General features: G+C 40.2%; 23 protein-coding genes and 1 riboswitch. Of the genes, 20 read left to right on the top strand and 3 right to left on the bottom strand.

Annotation, left to right across the window (positions count from 1 at the left end; translation table 11 throughout):
- Positions 1-93: 93 nt before the first annotated feature.
- The 5 genes from I2483_RS02390 (at position 94) to I2483_RS02370 (ending at position 3,769) form a co-directional block, all read left to right on the top strand.
- Positions 94-1,215, top strand: coding sequence for an NAD(P)/FAD-dependent oxidoreductase (locus I2483_RS02390; protein ID WP_207173604.1), 1,122 nt, complete (start codon positions 94-96; stop codon positions 1,213-1,215).
- Between the two features lie 233 nt (positions 1,216-1,448).
- A complete protein-coding gene (locus I2483_RS02385) occupies positions 1,449-1,958 on the top strand; it encodes a YhcN/YlaJ family sporulation lipoprotein (RefSeq protein WP_207173603.1) in 510 nt (169 codons plus the stop codon).
- A gap of 247 nt (positions 1,959-2,205) precedes the next feature.
- Positions 2,206-2,973, top strand: coding sequence for an exodeoxyribonuclease III (locus tag I2483_RS02380; RefSeq protein WP_207173599.1), 768 nt, complete (start codon positions 2,206-2,208; stop codon positions 2,971-2,973).
- 11 nt (positions 2,974-2,984) lie between these two features.
- Positions 2,985-3,158 (top strand): VOC family protein, encoded by a 174-nt coding sequence (locus I2483_RS02375; protein WP_207173598.1) that lies wholly within the window; start codon positions 2,985-2,987, stop codon positions 3,156-3,158.
- A gap of 128 nt (positions 3,159-3,286) precedes the next feature.
- Positions 3,287-3,769, top strand: a complete 483-nt coding sequence (locus tag I2483_RS02370; protein WP_207173596.1) for an SRPBCC domain-containing protein — start codon at positions 3,287-3,289, stop codon at positions 3,767-3,769.
- A gap of 88 nt (positions 3,770-3,857) precedes the next feature.
- Here I2483_RS02370 and I2483_RS02365 read toward each other — a convergent pair whose 3' ends face one another.
- Positions 3,858-5,069 (bottom strand): CynX/NimT family MFS transporter, encoded by a 1,212-nt coding sequence (locus I2483_RS02365; RefSeq protein ID WP_207173741.1) that lies wholly within the window; start codon positions 5,067-5,069, stop codon positions 3,858-3,860.
- A gap of 151 nt (positions 5,070-5,220) precedes the next feature.
- Positions 5,221-5,322: riboswitch (purine riboswitch) on the top strand.
- Between the two features lie 155 nt (positions 5,323-5,477).
- On the opposite strand from I2483_RS02365, the gene I2483_RS02360 reads away from it, so the two are divergent.
- The 9 genes from I2483_RS02360 to I2483_RS02320 all read left to right on the top strand — a co-directional run bounded on the left by I2483_RS02360 (position 5,478) and on the right by I2483_RS02320 (position 14,657).
- Positions 5,478-6,065 (top strand): xanthine phosphoribosyltransferase, encoded by a 588-nt coding sequence (locus I2483_RS02360; protein WP_207173594.1) that lies wholly within the window; start codon positions 5,478-5,480, stop codon positions 6,063-6,065.
- Positions 6,062-7,354 carry a solute carrier family 23 protein gene (locus I2483_RS02355; RefSeq protein WP_207173592.1) on the top strand — a complete coding sequence of 431 codons (1,293 nt, stop codon included), beginning with the start codon at positions 6,062-6,064 and terminating at the stop codon, positions 7,352-7,354. The genes I2483_RS02360 and I2483_RS02355 overlap by 4 nt, the downstream gene beginning before the upstream one ends.
- 186 nt (positions 7,355-7,540) lie before the next feature.
- A complete protein-coding gene (locus tag I2483_RS02350) occupies positions 7,541-8,275 on the top strand; it encodes a GntR family transcriptional regulator (protein ID WP_207173590.1) in 735 nt (244 codons plus the stop codon).
- An 83-nt stretch (positions 8,276-8,358) separates the two neighbouring features.
- A complete protein-coding gene (locus I2483_RS02345; protein ID WP_207173588.1) occupies positions 8,359-9,201 on the top strand; it encodes a fructoselysine 6-kinase in 843 nt (280 codons plus the stop codon).
- 130 nt (positions 9,202-9,331) lie between these two features.
- Complete coding sequence (locus I2483_RS02340) at positions 9,332-10,627, top strand: ABC transporter substrate-binding protein (protein WP_207173586.1); 1,296 nt, start codon at positions 9,332-9,334, stop codon at positions 10,625-10,627.
- A gap of 37 nt (positions 10,628-10,664) precedes the next feature.
- Positions 10,665-11,549, top strand: coding sequence for a carbohydrate ABC transporter permease (locus I2483_RS02335; RefSeq protein ID WP_207173584.1), 885 nt, complete (start codon positions 10,665-10,667; stop codon positions 11,547-11,549).
- An 8-nt stretch (positions 11,550-11,557) separates the two neighbouring features.
- Positions 11,558-12,385 (top strand): carbohydrate ABC transporter permease, encoded by an 828-nt coding sequence (locus I2483_RS02330; RefSeq protein ID WP_207173582.1) that lies wholly within the window; start codon positions 11,558-11,560, stop codon positions 12,383-12,385.
- Between the two features lie 104 nt (positions 12,386-12,489).
- Positions 12,490-13,500 (top strand): SIS domain-containing protein, encoded by a 1,011-nt coding sequence (locus I2483_RS02325; protein ID WP_207173580.1) that lies wholly within the window; start codon positions 12,490-12,492, stop codon positions 13,498-13,500.
- Positions 13,501-13,841: 341 nt separating this feature from the next.
- Entirely contained in the window at positions 13,842-14,657 is an 816-nt protein-coding gene (locus I2483_RS02320; RefSeq protein WP_207173578.1) for a Cof-type HAD-IIB family hydrolase, read from the top strand.
- Between the two features lie 265 nt (positions 14,658-14,922).
- Here the strand turns inward: I2483_RS02320 and I2483_RS02315 are convergent, their stop codons facing one another.
- Positions 14,923-15,252: a DUF3889 domain-containing protein gene (locus I2483_RS02315; RefSeq protein WP_207173576.1), complete on the bottom strand. Its 330-nt coding sequence runs from the start codon at positions 15,250-15,252 to the stop codon at positions 14,923-14,925.
- A gap of 441 nt (positions 15,253-15,693) precedes the next feature.
- Between I2483_RS02315 and I2483_RS02310 the strand changes: the two genes are divergently transcribed.
- Entirely contained in the window at positions 15,694-16,905 is a 1,212-nt protein-coding gene (locus tag I2483_RS02310) for a NupC/NupG family nucleoside CNT transporter (protein ID WP_207173574.1), read from the top strand.
- A gap of 370 nt (positions 16,906-17,275) precedes the next feature.
- Here I2483_RS02310 and I2483_RS02305 read toward each other — a convergent pair whose 3' ends face one another.
- Positions 17,276-18,178, bottom strand: a complete 903-nt coding sequence (locus tag I2483_RS02305) for an aldo/keto reductase (protein ID WP_207173573.1) — start codon at positions 18,176-18,178, stop codon at positions 17,276-17,278.
- Between the two features lie 316 nt (positions 18,179-18,494).
- Here I2483_RS02305 and I2483_RS02300 point away from each other — a divergent pair, with 316 nt between their 5' ends.
- The 5 genes from I2483_RS02300 to deoB all read left to right on the top strand — a co-directional run bounded on the left by I2483_RS02300 (position 18,495) and on the right by deoB (position 22,538).
- Entirely contained in the window at positions 18,495-19,040 is a 546-nt protein-coding gene (locus I2483_RS02300) for an NUDIX domain-containing protein (RefSeq protein WP_207173572.1), read from the top strand.
- Positions 19,041-19,214: 174 nt separating this feature from the next.
- Positions 19,215-19,730: a hypothetical protein gene (locus I2483_RS02295; protein WP_186671037.1), complete on the top strand. Its 516-nt coding sequence runs from the start codon at positions 19,215-19,217 to the stop codon at positions 19,728-19,730.
- Between the two features lie 94 nt (positions 19,731-19,824).
- Positions 19,825-20,283, top strand: coding sequence for a ferric iron uptake transcriptional regulator (gene fur / locus I2483_RS02290; protein WP_186671038.1), 459 nt, complete (start codon positions 19,825-19,827; stop codon positions 20,281-20,283).
- Between the two features lie 123 nt (positions 20,284-20,406).
- The gene (xerD, locus tag I2483_RS02285) at positions 20,407-21,306 is read left to right on the top strand and encodes a site-specific tyrosine recombinase XerD (protein WP_207173571.1); all 900 of its coding nucleotides are present in this window, start codon (positions 20,407-20,409) and stop codon (positions 21,304-21,306) included.
- Between the two features lie 38 nt (positions 21,307-21,344).
- The gene (gene deoB, locus I2483_RS02280) at positions 21,345-22,538 is read left to right on the top strand and encodes a phosphopentomutase (protein ID WP_207173567.1); all 1,194 of its coding nucleotides are present in this window, start codon (positions 21,345-21,347) and stop codon (positions 22,536-22,538) included.

Here is a 22,538-nt window from a genome sequence, read left to right as displayed (position 1 = left end):
TGGGTAAATTCCGCGAAGCCGAGTTAATTCACCAAACTTTAGTAGAAGAACTGGTATGATTGGAATTAATTCAAAGTGAAAAAGGTGTTTATTATGAAGAAGTTTATCATTATCGGCTCTGGGATTTTAGGGGCCTCGACAGCATACCATTTAGCAAAATCAGGAGTTAGAGTGACGGTTGTAGATCGTCAGGACGCGGGGCAGGCGACGGATGCAGCAGCGGGCATTATCTGTCCATGGCTATCCCAACGGAGAAATAAAGCCTGGTACGCGCTTGCGAAAGGTGGGGCGGCATATTATACGTCACTCATTCAACAACTTGAAGAAGTCGGTGAAACCGAAACGGGGTACCGGCGCGTGGGTGCGGTCAGTTTGCATACGGATGCTGTCAAACTCGTTAAAATGAAAGAACGTGCGGTGAAAAGACGAGATGATGCACCTGAAATCGGCGATATCCGTCAACTGAATTCTAGTGAAACATCGGAACTATTTCCACCGCTGTCAATGGAATATGCATCCGTTAACATCAGTGGAGCGGCACGCGTAAACGGACGTGCATTAAGGGAAGCGTTAGTCAGTGCAGCTAAAAAACATGGTGCTGTATTTATTCACGGTTCAGCAAAGCTTATTTCTACTGACAACATTGTCACGGGTGTCCAAGTGGAAGACCGTCAAATTTTAGCAGATAAAGTCATTATTACCGCTGGCGCATGGGCGGCAGAATTAGTGGAGCCACTTGGTATTCACCTGCAAATTAGTTCCCAGAAAGCACAAATTGTCCATTTACAGCTTGAAAATACACAAACCGCCGAATGGCCAGTCGTCATGCCGCCAAGTGACCAATATATTCTTGCATTCGATGATGGAAAAGTAGTCATTGGGGCAACGCATGAAGATGATAAGCAGTTCGACATGCGCGTTACTGCAGGAGGCTTGCACGAGGTATTAGGCAAAGCCTTAGCAGTTGCACCAGGATTAGCAGACAGTACATTTACCGAGGTGCGTGTAGGATATCGTCCGTTTACCCCAGGTTTTCTACCGATTATAGGAGAAGTTCCAGGAGCAAAGAGACTTATATTAGCGAACGGATTGGGTGCTTCTGGATTAACAGTCGGACCTTTCTTAGGCAAACAACTAGCAAAATTAGCAATGGATGAACCGGTTGAAATTGACCTTGAGTTGTATAAAGTTGCAAGTGCAATCACAGCTGAGTGACAGTCACCCAAACTTATTAATATAAAATTCTTCATTCTCAAGCCTTTTTTTAGCTTGAGAATTTTTTATTGCTTAGGAAACTATAAAATCATGTACTGTGGAAAAGCTACAACATAGAGATTTCACGTCCAAACTCTAGCGCTTTTGTTTTGGCATTAAAATATAAAACGTATACATAAAAACAGAGAAACAGACAATGCTATCCTTACTGACAAATTGAAGGAGGATTTTAAATGACTAAAATGTTGCGAGTTTTGGCTAGCTTGCTCATCATATTTTCTTTGATGGGATGTGGAATGAAGAAAACTGAAGAAGTTAAGGAAAATGCAATGGGCACGGAAACGGAAACGATTGTAAAAGACGAAGTCGGCAAAGAATCAACAACAGATACAAACCTAAATAAAGAAGGAAATCATAAGCTGGCAGTGGCCGATGACGTTGCGGAAAAACTTGTGAAAATGGAGGAAGTGGAAAGCGCAAATGTCATCGTAACTGACACGAATGCGTATGTGGCAGTCGTGTTGAAAGAAGGAGCGAATGGTTCAGAAGCAACTGAAAACAAGATTGCGGATGAGGTCAGGTCAACTAATGCTACCTTTAAAAATGTTTATGTATCGATGAATCCTGACTTTGTGAAACAAATGAATGAATATGGAACCAAAATCAGAGCTAATGAACCGGTAGAAGGATTCTTTACAGAGTTTTCTGATGCAGTGAAAAGAGTATTTCCCGACGCTCATTAAAATATCCCACTTTTCGGATTCCTCCATAAAAGGCCCATCATTCATTCCTTGAGTGATGGGCCTTTTTACGAGTAATAAATTAGTTTCGGATTATTACTTAGCAAACCTTATAACTGGATTCTGTTAAATGAAGTCTATGCTTTAGAAGTTTTCTTTTTCTCGAAAAATTGAACGTATGTTCTTTTGTGGTATAATTTGAATAGGAACTAAGTTATTTGTGGATCGACTAAAGGAGTAGCTATTATAAATGAAATTAATTTCTTGGAATGTCAATGGATTAAGGGCGTGTGTAGGCAAAGGATTCTTGGAATACTTTAAATCGGTGGATGCAGATATCTTCTGCGTACAGGAAATAAAGTTGCAAGAAGGCCAAATCGACTTGCAAGTAGATGGTTATCATCAGTATTGGAATTATGCACTAAAAAAGGGGTACTCCGGAACAGCTGTCTTTACGAAAGAAAAACCGTTAACGGTGAAGTATGGCGTAGGGGATTTGTTAACTGAAGAAGAAGGTCGAATTCTTACACTAGAGTACCCACAATTTTATTTGGTGAACGTCTACTCGCCGAATGCGCAGCGTGATTTGGCACGATTGCCTTTTCGCTTGGAATGGGAAGAGGATATGCGTGCATACTTAAAAAAGTTGGACAAATTGAAGCCTGTTATTTTATGCGGCGATTTAAATGTCGCGCATCAGGAAATTGATATTCGGAATGTGAAATCGAATATCGGAAACTCGGGCTTCACTGATGAAGAACGAGGTAAGATGACCGCTTTATTAGCGGAAGGCTTTATCGACACGTTCCGTTATGTTCATCCTGATAAAACAGATGCCTACACATGGTGGTCATACATGAACAAAGTGAGGGAACGCAATATCGGTTGGCGAATCGATTATTTCATTGCATCAAAGCGGCTTGCACCTAAGCTAAAAAACGCCGATATCCATCCGAACATACTTGGTAGTGATCATTGTCCAATTGTTTTGGAAATGGATTCTACATTAATAGGATAAAGGGGAGGGGAATGATAGGGAATACAAACCAACAAATCACGACATTTCTGATGTTCGAAAGAAAAGATGAGGAAGCGATGAATAATTACGCATCGGTATTTGCCGATTCGAAAATCGGAAAAATGCTACACAATCCGGATGGTACAGTTATGCCTGCTACATTTACATTTACGCCTGCTATCTAGCTGTTTGTCTTATACGATACAGCAGAAGAGATTGACCGGCATTTTGAACAGTTATCATTGGATGGAGTAGTTCTTATGTCGCTTTCGCAAACGCTAGTTTAAAAAAAGAACGAAAGAGGTAGATTCAGATGATTGCTGCTATCAAACAAGTCGAGAATGGTTACATTGCCCGATATGAACGTCATATCGAGCACCCCGTAGAACATGTTTGGGCAATGCTGATGGATAATGAAGAACTGAAAAAGTGGTTTCAAGAGTTAAGCATCGGAGAACCGAGCAAAGGTGGATTCATGAAGTTTAACATGCCGGACGGTAAGTTTGAGCAACTTGAAATTTTTGAACACACGCTATTTACTGTACTGGAATTCGATTGGTTTGGAGATGTTGTTCGTTTTGAACTGCATCCTGAGCAAGGTGGCTGCCTAATGGTTTTCACGGAGAAATTCACAACGACAACTGAACAAAGAATAAAAGATCTTGCAGGCTGGCATGTTTGTCTGGATGTCATTAAGTCTTTGCTTGATGGCGAGCCAATCGATTTTAGAGACGCTAAATGGAAAAAGTGGCATAGCAGATATAAACAAGCTTTTACTGAGCTATCAATGAACTAATGATAGCTGATAAAGAGTAATGCATTGAAAAAAGCTTCTGGGAGTCATACCCAGAAGCTTTTTTCATTTCTTATTTAACAAATTTCAATTACTTATTCTCTTCCGAAGTAACAAAATCATTTTTACCCGCTTTCAAACCGGATAGCAATATGATTAAAATTCCGCCGATAATAATTAGCATTGGAACTGTCCAACCAGATGTGAAATCGTGCAATAAACCGAATAATACAGGTCCGATGGCGGCAAGCGCGTAGCCGAAAGACTGTGCCATACCTGATAAATCCGCAGCCTCATGTGGTGTTCGTGTACGTAATGAGAAAAACATCATCGAAAGGCCAAATGCTGCACCGCCTGCAATTCCAATCATAATCATCCATAATGGAACGAGTGCAGTTCCACCTAACATGATACCTCCATAACCCATGAGATATAAAGCTGCGACACCTACTACAATCCAGCGCTGATCTTTTACTTTCCCTGCTAGAATCGGAACGATGAATGTCATTGGTAATTGAGAAAATTGTAAAAGGGAAACCATCCAACCAGCGCTATCGGGACTTATTCCTCGCGAATTTAAGACTTCAGGCATCCATGCAGAAGTTGTGTAAAATATCAACGACTGGAACCCCATGAAGAATGTAACACTCCAAGCCAATGGAGAACGCCATAAAGTAGGGGATTTGGCTTTTTCTGCTTGCAACTTCACAGAGTCGGGCATTCTCTTGCTTTTAAGTTGGGGCAACCATACAAGTAGTGCAATAAATGTTAGAAGCGCCCAGATACCTAATGCGCCTTCCCATCCAAACCGCGTTCCATGGGCAAGCGGTACACTGACACCAACCGCAATGGATGCGGATAAATTCATCGAGACAGAATAAATTCCGGTAATTAGACCGATGTGAAGCGGAAAGTTGAGTTTTATTAAACCTGGTAATAAGACATTTCCAAACGCAATGGCAAGCCCGATTAGGAAAGTCCCAATGAGCAAATTAGGTGTTGTACCCAGAGAACGAATAATGATGCCCGCTGTCAATAAAATAAGAGATACGAATAATGTCAGTTCCATTCCGAAGCGACGTGCAATTTTCGGAGCGAACGGTGAAATGAGTGCGAATGCAAGCAAAGGAATGGTTGTTAGAAATCCCGCTAACACATTTGAAATGGCCAAACTATCTCTAATTGAGGAGATTAATGGTCCGACAGATGTTAAGGGTGATCTAAGTGTAGAAGCGATGAAAATGATTCCGATGAGAAGAAACCACGTATTTCGTGTGAATTTCAATTTTTTAGTTGTATTCATGGAATGTGGATTGGTCAAGATTATACCCCCAACGTCTACTTGTTTCATCTACAATAACACATTCATCATGCGTAGTATGTTCATTGAATTGAATGAATCATTTTTTAACTTTGAGAGACGTTGAAATGTGAATTTCCCATGCTATACTAAAAATATTCTAATAGCATTAACTCATATAATCGCGGGGATATGGCCTGCAAGTTTCTACCGATTTACCGTAAATAAATCGACTATGGGAAGCAACGGATTGAAATAATCGTACTCATTTAATTGGGTATGTCTCTTTCTTTTCCATTCGGCAAATAAGCCCGAATGACATTGCTCCACTCATGGTTTGATTGGATGCACGGTCATAGGGCTTATTTTTTTTGGCTTTTGATTGTGAAAACGAGAAGGAGGAATAGTATTTTGAAATTGTTAAAAGAGAAAATTGTGCAGGACGGTAAAGTATTATCGAATCAGGTGCTAAAGGTAGATTCATTTTTGAACCATCAAATCGATCCACCCCTTATGCAGGCGGTAGGGGAAGAATTTGCAGCACGATTTAAAGACGCGGGTATTACAAAAATCCTAACGATTGAATCGTCGGGTATTGCTCCATCAATGATGGCGGGCTTGATACTTAGTGTACCGGTAATCTTCGCACGTAAACGCAAATCGCTAACGTTAGTGGACCATCTGTATACGGCAAGTGTACATTCATTCACAAAAAACGAAACAAATGATATTTCCGTTTCAAAGGACTTTATTACAGCACAAGACACAGTCTTACTCATCGATGACTTCCTTGCAAACGGACAAGCCGTACTTGGATTGCTAGATATCATCGAGCAAGCTGGAGCGAAGTTGGCAGGCGTTGGTATTGTTATCGAGAAAGGTTTCCAACCTGGCGGAGCGCTCATTCGTGAACGCGGCATCCGCGTAGAATCACTGGCGAATATAGCATCACTCGAAAACGGGCAAGTGACTTTTATTGAGGAGGAAACTTCCAAGTGAGCAATCCACTTAAGTCAACTGCTTTAGGGCTGCAACATGTTTTGGCGATGTATGCGGGGGCAGTCCTCGTACCATTAATTGTCGGGGATGCTTTGGGCTTAACGTCTACACAATTGACTTATCTCGTTTCCATCGACATTTTAATGTGTGGGATTGCAACGATTTTACAAATTATGAATAACCGTTTCTTCGGAATCGGACTGCCAGTCGTATTAGGCTGTTCGTTTACAGCGGTCGGACCGATGATTGCGATTGGCACCGAGTCTGGAATTTCCGCTATTTACGGGGCAATCATTGTATCGGGACTTTTCGTCATTGTTATTAGCCGATTTTTCGGTACGCTTGTACGATTTTTCCCTCCAGTTGTAACAGGTTCTGTCGTTACAATTATTGGGATTACTTTGATTCCCGTAGCTATTAACAATATGGGTGGAGGACAAGGTGCTAGTGATTTCGGCTCATTGTCGAATATAGCATTGTCTTTCGGAACATTGCTTTTTATTCTCCTAGTCTTTAAATTTTCCAAAGGTTTCATGCGGGCTATTTCCATCTTACTAGGCTTGGTTGTCGGCACTTTTGTAGCCACATTTATGGGGAAAGTTGACTTCTCGGCCGTTCGGGATGCAGCCTATTTCCATATGGTAGAGCCTTTCTACTTCGGTATGCCGACTTTCGAATGGCCGGCTATCGTTACAATGATCTTAGTGGCAATGGTGTCTCTTGTTGAATCGACAGGCGTTTACTTTGCGCTAGGCGATATTTGTGAACGCGATATAAAGAAAAAAGACCTTGAAAAAGGGTATCGTGCGGAAGGAATTGCCGTCTTACTAGGCGGTATTTTCAATGCATTTCCGTATACGACGTTCTCACAAAATGTCGGCTTAATTCAAATGTCTGGAGTCAGATCACGAAAGATCATATTAATCGCGGGTATTATGCTAATTACGCTCGGTTTTGTTCCTAAAATCGCAGCCTTTACAACAATAATTCCGAATGCAGTTTTAGGCGGCGCGATGCTCGCAATGTTTGGAATGGTCGTTTCACAAGGAATTAAAATGTTAAGCAAAATCATTAGCGATTCTCAAGAGAATTCTATGATCATTGCTTGCGCAATTGGGATTGGACTTGGTGTGACTGTTGTACCTGAGCTTTTTGCACAGTTCCCTTCAAGTCTTAAAATTTTAACGAGTAATGGTATCGTCGCTGGAAGTGTCACTGCGATTGTGTTGAATATTTTATTTAATATGTTACCTTCGAAAAAGAAGAAACCGGCTCAGTTGTCTAAATGAAAAGTTAAATAATGAAAACTCCCTAGTTCAACAGAGCTGGGGAGTTTTTATGTATTTTTCTATAGAAAAAACATTTGACATATTAATCAGAATATTATAAAGTGGAATAATAGTAATAGATATTAAACCATTAGATAACTAATCTAGGTACTCATAAGGTGGTATATACCAAGGGGAGAATTAATTATGCATGAGTTTATACGAAATAAAGAAAAATCTCCATTCTATAAACAACTTGGGGATAGAATAAAAGATGATATAGAAAGTGGAAGATTTAAACATGGAGATAAGCTCCCATCAGAAAGAGAGTTAGCAGAGCAATTTAGTATTAGTCGTATGACGGCTAGACATGCATTATCAGTTTTGGAAAGAGAAGGTGTTGTGGAACGGAGGGCTGGCGCTGGAACATTTATTACAAATAACCGAATAAGTATGGATTTTATTACATTCAATAGTTTCTCTAAAGATATGTTGGCAAAAGGATTTAAGCCAACCACAAAGAAACTTTCTATTCGTCAGGAAAAAGCCAAACTTTATTTAGCAGATAAATTAAAGATTGAACCCAATGATGAAGTTACTATATTAAGAAGGGTAAGGCTAGTCGATAATATGCCAATATCTATTGAAGAGTCATTCATCCCGTCTAAATATTGTAAAGGAATCGAGGGTTTTATTAGTGATAACACGTCATTGTATCAAGTATTAGAAGATCAATATGGAATTGTGCTCGTCAAAGCAAAAGAATATATGAAGGTCAGATTTCCCGATGAATCTGAAATTAAGCTCTTAAAAATAGGAGCTAATAGCCCATGTATTCTTAGGGAAGCAGTTGCTTTTGACATTGATATGAAGGAAATTGAATTTTCAACATCACTTATTCGAAGCGATGTGGTCCAATTTTATTCTGAATTAAACCTGTAGCTTCGGCTGATATTAAAGCGCTTTCAATTCGTGTATATATAGTGGTATATACCAAATAAATAGATAGCAAGGGGCTAAAGTGGATGAAGGTCATTGGCATAGGAGATAATGTCGTCGATAAGTATATGGATAAAAATAAGATGTATCCAGGTGGAAATGCATTGAACTTTGGTGTCTATTCGAAACAGCTAGGAATAGACTCCGCTTACCTAGGTGTATTTGGTAATGATGAGGCATCTGAACATATTAGAGAGACGCTAATGGACCTGGACATTGATATATCCCATTGTAGGCAGCACGAAGGTGAAAATGGATATGCTCTCGTCAATTTAGTAAATGGGGACAGAGTGTTTGTTGGGGGAAATCAGGGGGGAGTACAGAAGGATTTCCCAATTCACCTTGGTTCTATGGATCTTGAATATATAAAAGAATTTCAAATCGTTCACAGCAGTATCTATAGTGGAATCGAGAAAGAACTAAAAAAACTAAAGGACACAGGAATACTAGTCTCTTTCGATTTCTCTGATGAATTTAATGAACAATATTTAAAAGAAATCTGTCCGAACATTGATTTTAGCCTATTATCCTGCGGTGGATTAAGTGAAAATGAAGTTCGAAATTTATTGAAAAGAGTCCACTCTTATGGTAGTAGTTTTGCGATAGGAACTATGGGGGGACGGGGATCTATAGTCTATGATGGTGAGTCCTTTTACAACCAGAAACCACACTTTGTAGAACCCGTAGATACGCTAGGAGCTGGTGATTCATTTTTCACTGCATTTATTATTCATTATCTTAAGGAAATAGAAAAAGTACCATTTGCAGAGAAGGGACCCATTATTGAGAGAAGTTTAGATGAGGCAGCTAAGTTTGCTGCAAAGACGTGCCTCGTTGAAGGTGCATTTGGATATGGAGTGCCTTTCTAATTCCATTATTTTTAGACTAGTATCATTACAAGTCTATTGGTTTATCTAACACTTGCAAGGGAGGTGAGGATTAGGATATTTATATCATATTATTGGGTTGTTGTTATAAAACTATAAAGGGGCTGAACACATGAAATCGACAAGAATACTTCTTTTAGCATGTTTATCATTACTTTTAGTTGTCGCTGGATGTTCAAATTCATCTGGTAGCAAAGCAACTGAGTCTGATTCTATAGAAATTAAGTTTCTGCATAAATGGCCACAACCGGAATTTTCTCCTTATTTTGATGAGATTGTTAAGGAGTTTGAAGATCAGAATCCAACTATCAAGGTGAAAATGGAGGCAGTTGCGGATGAACCGATGAAAGATAAACTCCGAGTTATTATGGGTGGTGGAGATGTTCCGGATATCGCTTTTTCTTGGTCAGGAGAGTTTGCGCGTATGTTTGTACGTTCTGGCGCTGCCCTAGATTTAACGAAATACTTAGAGGAGGATCCCGAGTGGAAAGATAGCTTCATCCAAGCATCTTTACAACCATTTGAATCCGATGGAAAGAATTACGGTATTCCACTTCGTTTTAATGGGAAATTTTTTGTCTATAGCAAGGAAGTTTTCGATAGATATAACCTAGCAGAACCAACAACATGGGATGAGTTCTTGGTAGTATTGGAAACGTTAAAGACTGGCGGAGAAGTCCCAATTATGCTTGGAAATGCTAGTCCATGGGCTTCAATCCATTATTTAACGGGATTAAACCAAAAGATTGTAAAGGATGAAGTACTAAGGAAAGATTATAATCCAAAGTCAGGCGAGTTTACAGATTCTGGCTATATTAAGGCGCTAGAGTATCTCAAAGAACTAGCAGATAACCAATACTTCAATAAAAATGTTAACTCGAGTTCCCATGACATGGCTAGCCAACAGTTTCTTGTGGGCACTGGGGCTATGATGTATTTCGAGCTAGAGGAGTTTCCAATGATAGAGGAAAACATACCTGGAAATTGGGGATTCTTTAAAATGCCTGATATTAAGGAAGGAAAGGGCAACCAAAATTATATAACTGGTGCACCTGATGGATTTATTGTTTCATCTAAAACAAAGCATCCAGAAGAAGCAATCAAATTTCTAAAGTTTTTAACAAGTAAAGAAAGTGCGGGAAAATTATCAGAACAACTTGGTTGGCCGAGTCCTATTATTGGGGCGACTAACACAGATACTGCTTTAGAAGAAGTAGCAAATGGTGTTGAAACACTAAAGGATGCAGAGGGAATGGCAGAATGGTTAGATACGGACGTGCATGCAAAAATAGCTGATGTATACTTGTCAAATATTCAATTACTATTAGATGGAACAAAATCACCGGAAGAGATAATGAAAGAAGTTCAAGCTGTTGCAAAGGAAGTACAATCTGAAGCGAAATCATAATTATTGGCTACTTAACTATTCTCTGGGGGGGAGAAGGATGAAGTCTTTTCAAAATACGAAATCGGCACTATTCTATATTTTGCCGGCGTTCCTTCTTATCTTAACGTTTGTATTCATCCCGATTATTTTTAACTTGTATTATAGTTTTTACAGTTGGAGCGCATTTAATATGGATGGAGTTTTTGTTGGCCTAAAGTATTATATAAAGCTCTTTAAGGATCCTGTTTTCTATATTGCCTTAAAAAATAATTCATTATTCGCTATTATTTCAATACTAGTCCAAGTGGGTGGTGGACTAGTGATAGCGGCAGTTTTAGAGGATAAGGTGATTAGAAGATGGCAACCCGTGTTCCGTACAATCTTCTTCATCCCGTCCGTTATTTCAATTGCAGTAGTGGGGTTATTATGGCAGTTGCTATATAATCCCGATATTGGTTTGATTAACGAGGCGCTAAGGGCCATAGGACAGAGCGAGTTGGCCCATGCATGGCTAGGAGATAGTAAAACTGCGATATATGCGATAGTTGCTATGTCTCAGTGGCAATATACAGGATATATTGTCATGCTTTTTTTGATTGCCATGCATAAAGTTCCAGGAGAATTTTATGAAGCCGCCACAATTGATGGAGCAAATCGGATACAAACATTTTTCCATATAACGATTCCTCAAATTAGAGAGATGATTTTAGTTGGTTCTATGATTACAGTTATTGGAGCTTTTAAAGTATTTGATGAAGTCTATATTATGACTTTTGGTGGCCCGGGTCGTTCCACTGAGGTGCTTGGTACGATGCTTTATAGAGCAGCTTTTCGTAACGATGAAATGGGATATGCTTCAGCAATTGCTACTGCAATATTTTTAATCACATTAGGATTGTCATTGCTCCAGATGAGATTAGCAAAATCGGGTAAGGAGGATTGAAATAGCTTATGAGAATTACAGAAAATATTTTCCGTATTTTTGTACTGATCTGGTTTATTGTCTATTCAATTGCCATTATCTACCCTTTGATCTGGTTAGCAATGAATGGATTAAAATCTAATAGCGAGTTCTTTTTAAATACATGGTCATTTCCAAAAGAACCGATCTGGGGAAATTATGTAGATGCATGGAATGCAGGAGTAGGAAAGTTCTTTTTTAACAGCTTATTCGTAACGGCTGTATCAATCACGATTATTGTATTACTGGGGTCAATGGCTGCTTACGGATTGAGCCGCTTTAAATTTAGAGGAGTAAATGTCTTTTTAATCATTATCCTAAGTGGGCTAATGTTGGCGCCACAAGTAAGTTTGATATCCCTATACAAAATGCTCCAGATCATGGGAATATACAATACGTATTGGGCATTAATTCTCCCTTACGTCGCATTCCAATTACCTTTTGCTATTTTTTTGATGAGATCTTATTTCCTTGCCATACCCAAAGAATTGGAGGAATCAGCGATAATTGATGGCTGTAATACATGGAAAGTATATTTGCATATCATACTGCCAATGGGTAAGCCTATTATTATTGCTGCCGCACTATTAGCAACTATGAATGTTTGGAATGAGTTTGCATTTGCCTTAGTTTTTATTGAAGACTCTGCATTAAGGACAATTCCAGTTGGTCTAATGAATTTAAGGAGCCAGCTCAATACAAACTTTGGTGTTCAATTAGCAGGATTAGCTATTTCTGCAGTTCCGATGATTGTTGTTTTTATAGTTTTTCAAAGAAGTTTTGTTCGTGGCCTTTCCGAGGGAGGGGTAAAGGGTTGATTATATTATATAACCCTTGAGGCTCTTGCTGAGTGGTATATACCATAAGACGAACTGAAGTGAATACCGATTTTTTCTGGTGTTAATAAAAGGAGGATGAAATAATGTTGAAATTTAATAAAGAAGTGTACTTAGAAAATGGGCGTATTACGTATGAGACACGGAATGAGATTGAAAGAATTGCTGATGAGATTTCAAATGAAGGTTTTAAAAATATATTTTTCATATCTGCAGGCGGATCTATAGCAATCATGTGGCCAATCCAAGAAATGCTAAAACAACTAACAGATGTACCCGTATATGCGGAGCAAGCTGGCGAAATTGTTTTAACAGGTCATAGACAATTAACAAAAGACTCGATTGTTATTATGGCATCGAAATCTGGCGATACAAAAGAGACGGTTGAGGCTGCAGAGTGGTGCCGGAATAATGGCTATCGAGTTGTGTCATTATTAGGAAAGCCGGAGACACCATTAGAAAAGTTAAGTAATTGGACTATACCAAACAAAGCTTTGAATGGAATTGAATTCCAGTACATGCAGTTGTTTCTTCTTGTGTTTAAGTTACTCGCTAATCGAAATGAATTTGCGGGGTATCAAAAGTTTGCAGACCAATTAGAAAAGCTTCCTGAAAATCTTTTGAAAGCAAAGCAGAAATTTGAACCAATAGCCGCTGAAATTGCCGAAAAGTATTACAATGAAGAGTATACGATTTGGATTGGTGATGGAGAGATGTGGGGTGAAGTCTACCTTTATTCTATGTGCGTTTTGGAAGAATGCCAATGGATGCGCACAAAGGCTGTTACCTCAGCTGAGTTTTTCCATGGAACACTAGAATTAGTTGAAGAAGACGTTCCCGTATTTCTAGTAAAAGGCGAAGGCAAACGTCGAGCAATTGACGATCGTGTGGAAAGGTTTTGTGAAAAGTATACAAAAAAATTAGTTGTCATTGATACAAAGGATTATGCCTTAGAGGGGATCGATGATGAATTCCGATGGATTTTAGCTCCGACTATTTCTTCAACACTATTAGTTGATCGACTTTCCCGCTACTTTGAAAAATATAGTGGTCATGATCTAGATACTCGTCGTTATTATCGTCAATTTGATTATTAATTAATAAGAAGTGAAGGCATGGATTATTTCCCTGCCTTTTATTATTGTTTTTTTCTTCTTCGGTGGTTAGATATAACATTTTAGAAGGAAGCTGTCGAGAAATGGTTGCAGCCTTACTCAAAACAAAAGCGACTCATCTACTTTTAATAAACTTGCTATTTTTGTCAGTAGCCCATTAATACTGGAGGGGATTGCTGTAGTAACATGGGTATATGTTAAGGTTTGTTCTTATCCCAATATACGGTTTCATTAAATCAACCATAAAAAACATCTTCACTAGACAGTGCACGCCACAACATGCGAGGATAACAAGATAGTATTAAGTAAAGGGGGAAGATTTCGTGTATAAACTAATTGCGATTGACCTTGATGGGACATTACTTACGGATGAATTGCAGATTACACCAAGAACAATCAAGGCGATTCAAAAAGCAGTAGAATTAGGTACGGTTGTCACGATTGCGACGGGGCGCATGTTTCCATCCGCAAAATTATTTGCACAACAACTTGGCATAAATGTACCGGTGATTACATATCAGGGTGCAATCATTAAAAGCATTGATGACAATGAAGTGATGTATGAGCGACTTATTCGGCCTGACATTGCACAAAAACTAGTTGAGATTGCTCGTGATAAAAAAATACATTTACAAGTTTATCAAGATGATATTCTTTATGCCGCATCAGAAAATGATAAGATTATTGAGTACTCCAAAAAATCGAAGGTCCCGTATAAGATAGAACCGGATCTAGCCAAACTTGCGAAACAAGGATTTACGAAAGCACTCTTTATCGAAGAGCCTACCTACCTTGCAATCTTACAGGATGAATTGTGGGCATTGTTTGGGGAGGACGCACATATCGCCAAGTCTTTAGTAAACTACCTTGAAGTGACACATCCCGAAGCAAACAAAGGATGTGCTTTATTACACCTTGCGAGTAAGCTTGGCATCGAACGTACAGAAATTATCGGTATAGGTGACAATCACAATGATATAGAACTGATAAAGACGGCTGGTCTAGGTATCGCAATGGGTAACGGGGTCCAGGAATTGAAAGACATTGCAGATTATATTTCACTGACGAACAATGAAGAAGGGGTACTCCATGTTATCGAGAAATTTGTTTTAGAGCCTATGGGAGCAATAATTGAATGATGGTGAAAATCAGTTATTTTGATGTTGAAAATAGTTAAATTAGACTAGCCCAAGAAAAAACACCTTCGATAAATTCACTCATCAGTGGATCATTTACGAAGGTGTTTTATATTGTCTTAGTAATTTAGCCTAGTGCTAATATTCTTTAATCATCAAGGACTTTCTGGAATGCTTTTTGTATTTTTAGGTCTTGATGTATTAGTGGTTTTTGGTTTGCTGTAAATGAATTGTCAAATTCAAATAGAATAGTTTCAACTAAGATAATTTATCTAGAAGTTTCATCAAGTTCAATAGTAACTACTTTTTCAGTTGCGGTAGTATACTCAATTCTTACAAAAACGCCGAATTCTTTGTCACCATCTTTTAACCATAGCTTAAACTTTTCAATAGTTGAATCCTTAATCGATTCGCTTCCTTCATGCAAGTAGTCAACAATATTCGCATTGGGATATTTTGATTGTGTCTCTTTAATAGCAAGCTTTCCCCACTTAGCATAGGCTGGAATTTCTGGTTGTGAATGCGCAACAGTTGGGATATGTGTTGGTGCTGAATTAACTGTAGTAAAAACTCCGAGCGCAATAATTATTTTCCGCATAATTGATCACATCTCCTTTTTTTATAGGATGAGTAATTTTCTTTAAATCATTCTAGGACCAATTCCCTGTCCTCGTTTAATCCACTTATCAATTTCAGCTGTATTTTTCTTCATTAATTTAGAAGACAATTGTAATCGGACTATCCATTAGGTCAGCTGTATTGACTTTAGGGGACAGTCTTTTATCCGTGACTAAAAATGTGAGCATATTCAAAAAATGACGGGTAAAAGCGGATAAATGTGGAATACTAACCACTGAATCGTTTTGAAAACATAGTTTTCCCTGATTTCTGCACAATTTATTTACTTATGTCATTTCGTTTGCTAAACTCATTTAGTTGTCCGACGTCAGACGACAAAAAAAGGTGTTTACATAGTGCGAATTGGCGTATTAGTAACAAAACTATAAATGGGAAATTTCCATATGAAGAGGTGTACTAGTTGAATTTATTGTGGGGGCTTTTAGGGATAGTTGTGGTGTTAGGAATTGCATTTCTTTTATCTAATGGAAAGAAATCGATTAATTACCGGACTATCGCAGTTGGTTTAACTATTCAAGTGACATTTGCATTCGTCGTCTTGAAATGGGAAGCGGGAAGAGCTGGGTTAATATGGTTTTCCGGACTCGTTCAAAATGTTATTAACTATGCAGGAGAAGGGGTTGCATTTCTTTTTGGTCCGGCAGCAGATGTTAAAGGATTCGGTTTTGTTTTTGCGTTCCAAGTGTTAACAATCATCATTTTCTTTTCTTCTTTGATATCCGTTTTATATTATCTTGGAATTATGCAGATGGTTATCAAACTAATCGGAGGCGCTTTATCGAAACTACTTGGTACGAGTAAGGCGGAATCGATATCTGCGGCAGCGAATATATTTGTCGGACAGACAGAAGCTCCGCTTGTCATCCGGCCATTTTTGGCAAACATGACGAAGTCGGAACTTTTTGCAGTTATGACAGGGGGTCTTGCATCTGTTGCGGGTTCTGTTCTCGCGGGTTATGCACTTTTGGGAGTTCCACTTGAGTATTTGATTGCAGCGAGTTTCATGGCTGCACCTGCAGGGTTAGTGATGGCGAAAATACTGATACCCGAAACCGAAAAATCGGAAGTTGCCGATTTTGAAATGGAGAAGGATCAGGAATCGGTGAACGTCATTGATGCAGCGGCGCGTGGGGCAGGGGATGGATTAAAACTTGCCCTCAATGTCGGTGCAATGCTACTGGCGTTCATCGCGCTTATTGCGATGATGAATGGCATGTTAGGTGGACTCGGTAAGTTAGTTGGTTTCGAATCGTTAACGGTTGAGGGGATTTTAGGCGTTGTATTTGCACCCCTTGCATTTGCTATTGGTGTGCCTTGGTCTGAGGCGGTTATAGCAGGCGGATTCATTGGTCAAAAGCTTGTGTTGAATGAGTTTGTTGCATATGCGGCATTCGCACCGGAAATTGCTTCACTTAGCCCTAAAACAGTCATCATCGTCAGCTTTGCACTTTGCGGCTTTGCTAATTTAAGTTCATTGGCGATCCTTCTTGGAGGCTTAGGTTCTCTAGCGCCAAGTCGACGTCCTGACATTGCAAGACTGGGTATTCGTGCGGTGGCAGCGGGGCTGTTAGCCTCGTTATTGAGTGCTGCTATTGCGGGGATGTTTATTTAATTAATAAAGCATGAAAAGCACATCCATTGGGTGTGTTTTTTACGTTTCGTGGACTTTTGGAGGCAGTATCTGGAGAAAAATCTTGACCAAGTTGAAGCAATAAAATAAGAGGACGTTAATTGAATTGGAAAAGGAGCATAAACCATAGTGGTTTGTAGCTCCTTTTTTGTGCGGGTATCCCGTGGCGGGCATAATACGGCTGGTGCCGGTCATTAACAAAGTCATGGCGAGCATAACAGGTCCCATGGCGGTGATAACGAGCTCTATGCCGGTCATAACCAGGTGAACGGTCGCTGTCTACAGCGAGAAATGCCTTGAACCTAAGGGGCAGTATCGTATACAGTTCATTGTTTGTTCCTATAGACAAGAATCAAACGCGATGTTCTTTGTAATTGTGTATTTTCGTGATATTCCCTAGCAGAGTGATTTCTTCGCCTGTCGTTTTTTTCTCATAAGCAATCACAGAATCAAGTAACTGATCTGTTGTGCGCGCACCAACGAGGGCGGATGCCACTGTATTGTCATGAAGAGTGAAAGCAATTGCCGCCGCGTGTAGGTCAACTGTTTGTTCACTTAGCGCTTGGACAGTACGTGTCAATTCACCGGCATCATACTCGACAAATCCATTTGCTTTTGCAGCTCTTGTCAAGCCTTCAGATGTCAAAAATCCTTTGGCAATGGTCCCACGCGTAATAACAGCGGCACCGGCTCCGTGGATCATTGGAAACCATTCTTCTGGTCTGCGGTCAAGCAGATTATATTGCATCATGACAGAGACTGCTGAACTAGTATCCAAGAATCGCTTAATGACATTTGGGCGAATCGAAGATATGCCATATTGACGAATAAGCCCGTCTTTTTTTAAGCTTTCAAATGCATCAATTGTTTCCTCTACTGCGTCTTCCATTGTCCCACCATGAAGCTGATAGACATCGATATAATCAGTGTCAAGGCGCAATAGGCTCTGTTTGATGGCGTCCATAATATGCTTTTTAGAAGAATCCCATGTCCATCCTTCACCCTCGGGATTCATCTTATTACCGGCTTTCGTCGCAAGAATAATTTCATTCCGTCTTCCTTTTAGCGCTAATCCCAGAAGTTCTTCATTGTTACCGCCATTATACAAATCGGCTGTATCAAAATAATTGATGCCTGCGTGAATGGCGGCGTCGACGATGTTTTTCGATTCAGCTAAGTCACCTGGCAGCGACATGCAACCAAGGCCAATTTCGGAAATGTATAGACCACTATTACCCAACTCTCTTTTCTTCATGAAAGCACCCCCTATTTTGTTCATGTCTAGACTTCAGCGCCTAGCACCTAGGCCCACACGAAGTGGGTCATGCAGCTATTGCGAAAGGACGTCGCGAACTTAGGCTGCCTTCCTCTGTCGCTTCAGTCCTTAAGTTAAAGGCAAAGATCGCCTTTATCTTAAGACCCTTCGACGTACAGGACGTACTAGTGCCGACGTCGCCACAGGACGTGGCGAATTTAGTCGGCCAGCGCTTTTCGGGTCTACCAAGGCGCTTGCGCTTTTCTTCATGGTACAATGACGTCACACTATTATCCATAAAAAGGAGTCGGAAACGATGAATAAATATGAAGAAAAGACAATTTCAGGTGAAACACTTTATAAAGGGAAAATTATCACATTGCGTGTTGAGGAGGTGGAACTTCCGGATGGTAAGAAAGCGACACGTGAATTGATCAAACATCCAGGGGCAGTTTCCATCATTCCGATTACTGCTGATGGAAAAATTGTGCTCGTTGAACAATATAGAAAAGCGCTGGAACGTACACTAATTGAAATTCCAGCGGGGAAAATTGATCTGGGAGAAGAACCGGCAGTGACGGCGGTCCGCGAACTTGAAGAAGAAACGGGGTACGGGGCGAAAGAATTTACTTACATCCAGTCCTTTGCAACGTCTCCTGGTTTTGCAGATGAAGTCATTCATATGTATTTAGCGCAGGATCTTTATAAAATCGAAAACCCTGCTGCGGGAGATGAGGATGAATTCATTGGACTACTAGAAGTGACTCTTGAAGAAGCGCAAGAAATGGTTGTGTCAGGAAAAATTTACGATGCTAAAACTGCGTTCGCTGTTCTTTATGCCAAAAACCTTTTAACAAAGTGACCTAATTTTGAACGGACAAGCATATGTTGAATAAGGTGAGTCTTCAACCGGTGGAGAGGAGCTTCATTCCCCATCGATTGAGGCGGAACTCAGACTACTTACGCCACGTCTTGTGGCAATGTCTGAGTGACCTAATGCCCGTTAATGCGGGATTAACTATGCGGAGGTGTAGCTATGGTCCGTTCTTTATCGTTCATCCACTTATTTGTCATTCTTGCAATTGGCTTTATTGGGGGAGCGCTTTTATTTCGTGAGATGCCTGCGACTGCGGTAGAAAGGGTGGTTGCTTTTTATGATGCTCGGGTCGTTCTAGGGCACGAGGCAGGTTATATTAAACCTGTAGGCATGGCGGCCCTATTTTTCGTCGTTGCATTCGTACTGGCGGCGTTTAGAAAAACACGATTCACCGTATTATTTTTCGGTGCAGTGAAATGTGTTCTTTTCGGCTTGTCATCTTCCTATTTACTAGCTTCGGGCACGAAAATAATGGCCTATTCAATTTGGTGGTTTCCGTTTCAGTTCCTTATTTGTTTTCTATTTCTAGTGTATTGTGCGATTTTAAGTCCACCTTACTTTATGCGTTCAACGATGGGGAAAGGCCCCAATAAACGTGCATTACCGACGATAATTGGCATGTCAATTGCTATACTTGCTATCGAAATTATCGTCTTTCAATTCATTTTTAGGTAGAATAGGTTCTTCTTTAATTAACTGTCTGCTCCCTTTCTGTTGTCATAAGGAAAGCCCATTTGTTATAATGGAGACAGTTTGAGGGGGGCGTCGTATGGAGAGCCGAATCGATCGGATAAAAAAACAATTGCATGGGGCCAGTTACAAGCTGACACCTCAGCGCGAAGCGACGGTTTTGGTCCTCCTTGAGCATGAGGAAGATCATCTGAGTGCTGAAGATGTATTTTTGCTAGTCAAAGAGAAAGCACCGGAAATCGGGCTTGCTACCGTGTATCGTACGTTGGAATTGCTAACCGATCTTAAAGTAGTCGATAAAATCAATTTTGGTGACGGTGTATCGAGATATGATCTGCGGCAGGAAGGTGCTGCCCATTTCCATCATCATCTTATTTGTATCGAATGTGGAACAGTGGATGAAATTCAGGATGATCTACTCGGAGATGTCGAAAAGATTGTTGAAAGTCGCTTTGAATTCGCTATTAAAGACCATTGGTTAACTTTTCATGGTATTTGCAAAAGATGTAAATCCGATGTGGATGAAAGTGAAAAGTGAGAAAAGGGATGGCATAATGCTGTCCCTTTTGTCGTTTCACTTAAACCTGTACTAACCGAAGGGGGGAAGGGATTTGTTTAAATTAAAGGCAGATGGAAACTGTTTTTCTGTTTCCCGCTGGTTATGAAAGACATCCGTTTTGCGCTTGAAGATTATATGCACTTCCTAAAAGTGGAGCGGCAGTTGTCAGGAAATACAATTATTTCTTATAAGCGCGACCTTAATGAATACCTAGACTTTATGGAACAAGCAGGATATAAATCAATGGATGATGTCGATCGTCCCGCTGTAGTGGGGCATTTACATCAATTGAAAGAAGGCGGGAAATCGGCTAGGACCGTTTCTAGACATATTTCATCAATCCGTTCATTTCATCAATTCCTTCTTCGGGAAAAGGTCACGTCTCAGGATCCGACAGTCCATTTAGAGCTTCCAAAACTTGAACAGAAATTACCACGTGTTTTATCTATGGACGAAGTAGATAGACTAATCGAGGCGCCAGATTGTTCAAAGTCACAGGGTGTAAGAGATACTGCGCTGCTTGAAGTTTTGTACGGGACGGGTATGCGTGTAAGTGAATTGATTGGACTTAATATGGATGATATTCATCTCTCGATGGGTTTCGTCCGTGTATTTGGCAAAGGCGGGAAAGAACGGATTATTCCACTTGGTGGGAAATCAATTACGGCCTGTAAGCGTTATATCGAAGAAGCACGGCCCATTTTCATCGAAAAACAAAAAGGTGCCGAGGCCTTATTTGTCAATATGAGGGGAACTAGGCTAACAAGGCAAGGCTGTTGGAAGTTGTTGAATGGACACGCCCTAAAAGCGGGTATACAGAAAGAGTTGACGCCACATATATTGCGCCATACGTTCGCTACGCATCTCATCGAAAATGGAGCGGATCTGCGGGCGGTTCAGGAAATGCTTGGTCATGCGGATATTTCCACAACACAAATTTATACACATGTCAGTCGTTCAAGGTTGAAAGAAGTCTATGTGAAATTTCATCCAAGGGCATAGAATTGTACAGAAACGCTTATTTTTAGGAGGAATAACTTATGGAGAAAAAACAATTTAAACGTGTCCATCTGATCGTGCTCGATTCTGTAGGGATCGGGGAATCACCGGATGCTCCTAGTTTTGGTGATGCAGGTGCAAATACGCTAGGACATATCGGTGAAGCAATGGGAGGCCTACATATGCCAAACATGGGCAAACTTGGTCTTTCCAACATTAGTGAAATTAGCGGTATCGCCGTTGCAGATGAACCACTCGCTTATTACGGTAAAATGCAGGAAGCATCTGTCGGGAAAGATACGATGACGGGACATTGGGAAATCATGGGCCTTAACATTGACAAGCCATTTAAAGTATATCCAAATGGTTTCCCGCAGGAATTGATTGCAGAACTTGAACGACGAATAGGACGTAAAGTGATTGGCAATAAACCGGCTAGTGGCACTGCAGTCATTGATGAATATGGCGAGGAACATATGAAGACTGGAGCAATTATTGTCTATACGTCTGCGGATCCTGTGCTGCAAATCGCTGCACATGAAGGGATCATCCCAATTGAAGAACAATACAGGATTTGTGAAATCGCACGTGAGTTGACATTGGAACCGGAGTTTTTAGTTGGTCGCGTCATTGCACGTCCATTTGTTGGAGAACCAGGTAACTTTACACGAACTACGAACCGACATGATTACGCACTTAAACCATTTAATCGTACAGTTATGAATGAATTGGTGTCCGCGGATTATGATGTAATGGCGATTGGCAAAATTGCCGATATTTTTAACGGTGAAGGCATTACAGAATCCGTTCGTACCGTGAGCAATATGGATGGCGTCGACAAATTTCTGGATGTTATGAAAAAAGACTTCAAGGGTCTTAGTTTCACGAATCTCGTTGATTTTGATGCGTTATTTGGGCATCGAAGAGATCCGCTTGGTTACGGCAATGCACTACAAGAATTTGATGTAAGGCTGCCAGAAATCTTAGAATCGCTGCGTGATGACGATCTACTGATTATTACAGCGGATCACGGCAATGATCCAACTTATCCAGGTACTGATCATACCCGTGAATATGTCCCACTCGTGGTTTATTCGCCATCATTTAAAAAGGGTGGGGAAATGCCACTGAACGAGACATTTTCAGATATTGGCGCTACGATTGCGGAAAATTTTGATGTGAAAATGCCCGAGTTCGGTAAGAGTTTCTTGCGTTTATTAGATGAAAAGGTGTGA

It is taken from the genome of Sporosarcina sp. E16_3, assembly GCF_017347125.1.
In the GTDB taxonomy this organism is placed as follows: Bacteria; Bacillota; Bacilli; order Bacillales_A; family Planococcaceae; genus Sporosarcina.
Note: the sequence above shows the minus strand (reverse complement) of the source record. Positions and strands in the feature narration are given on the sequence as shown.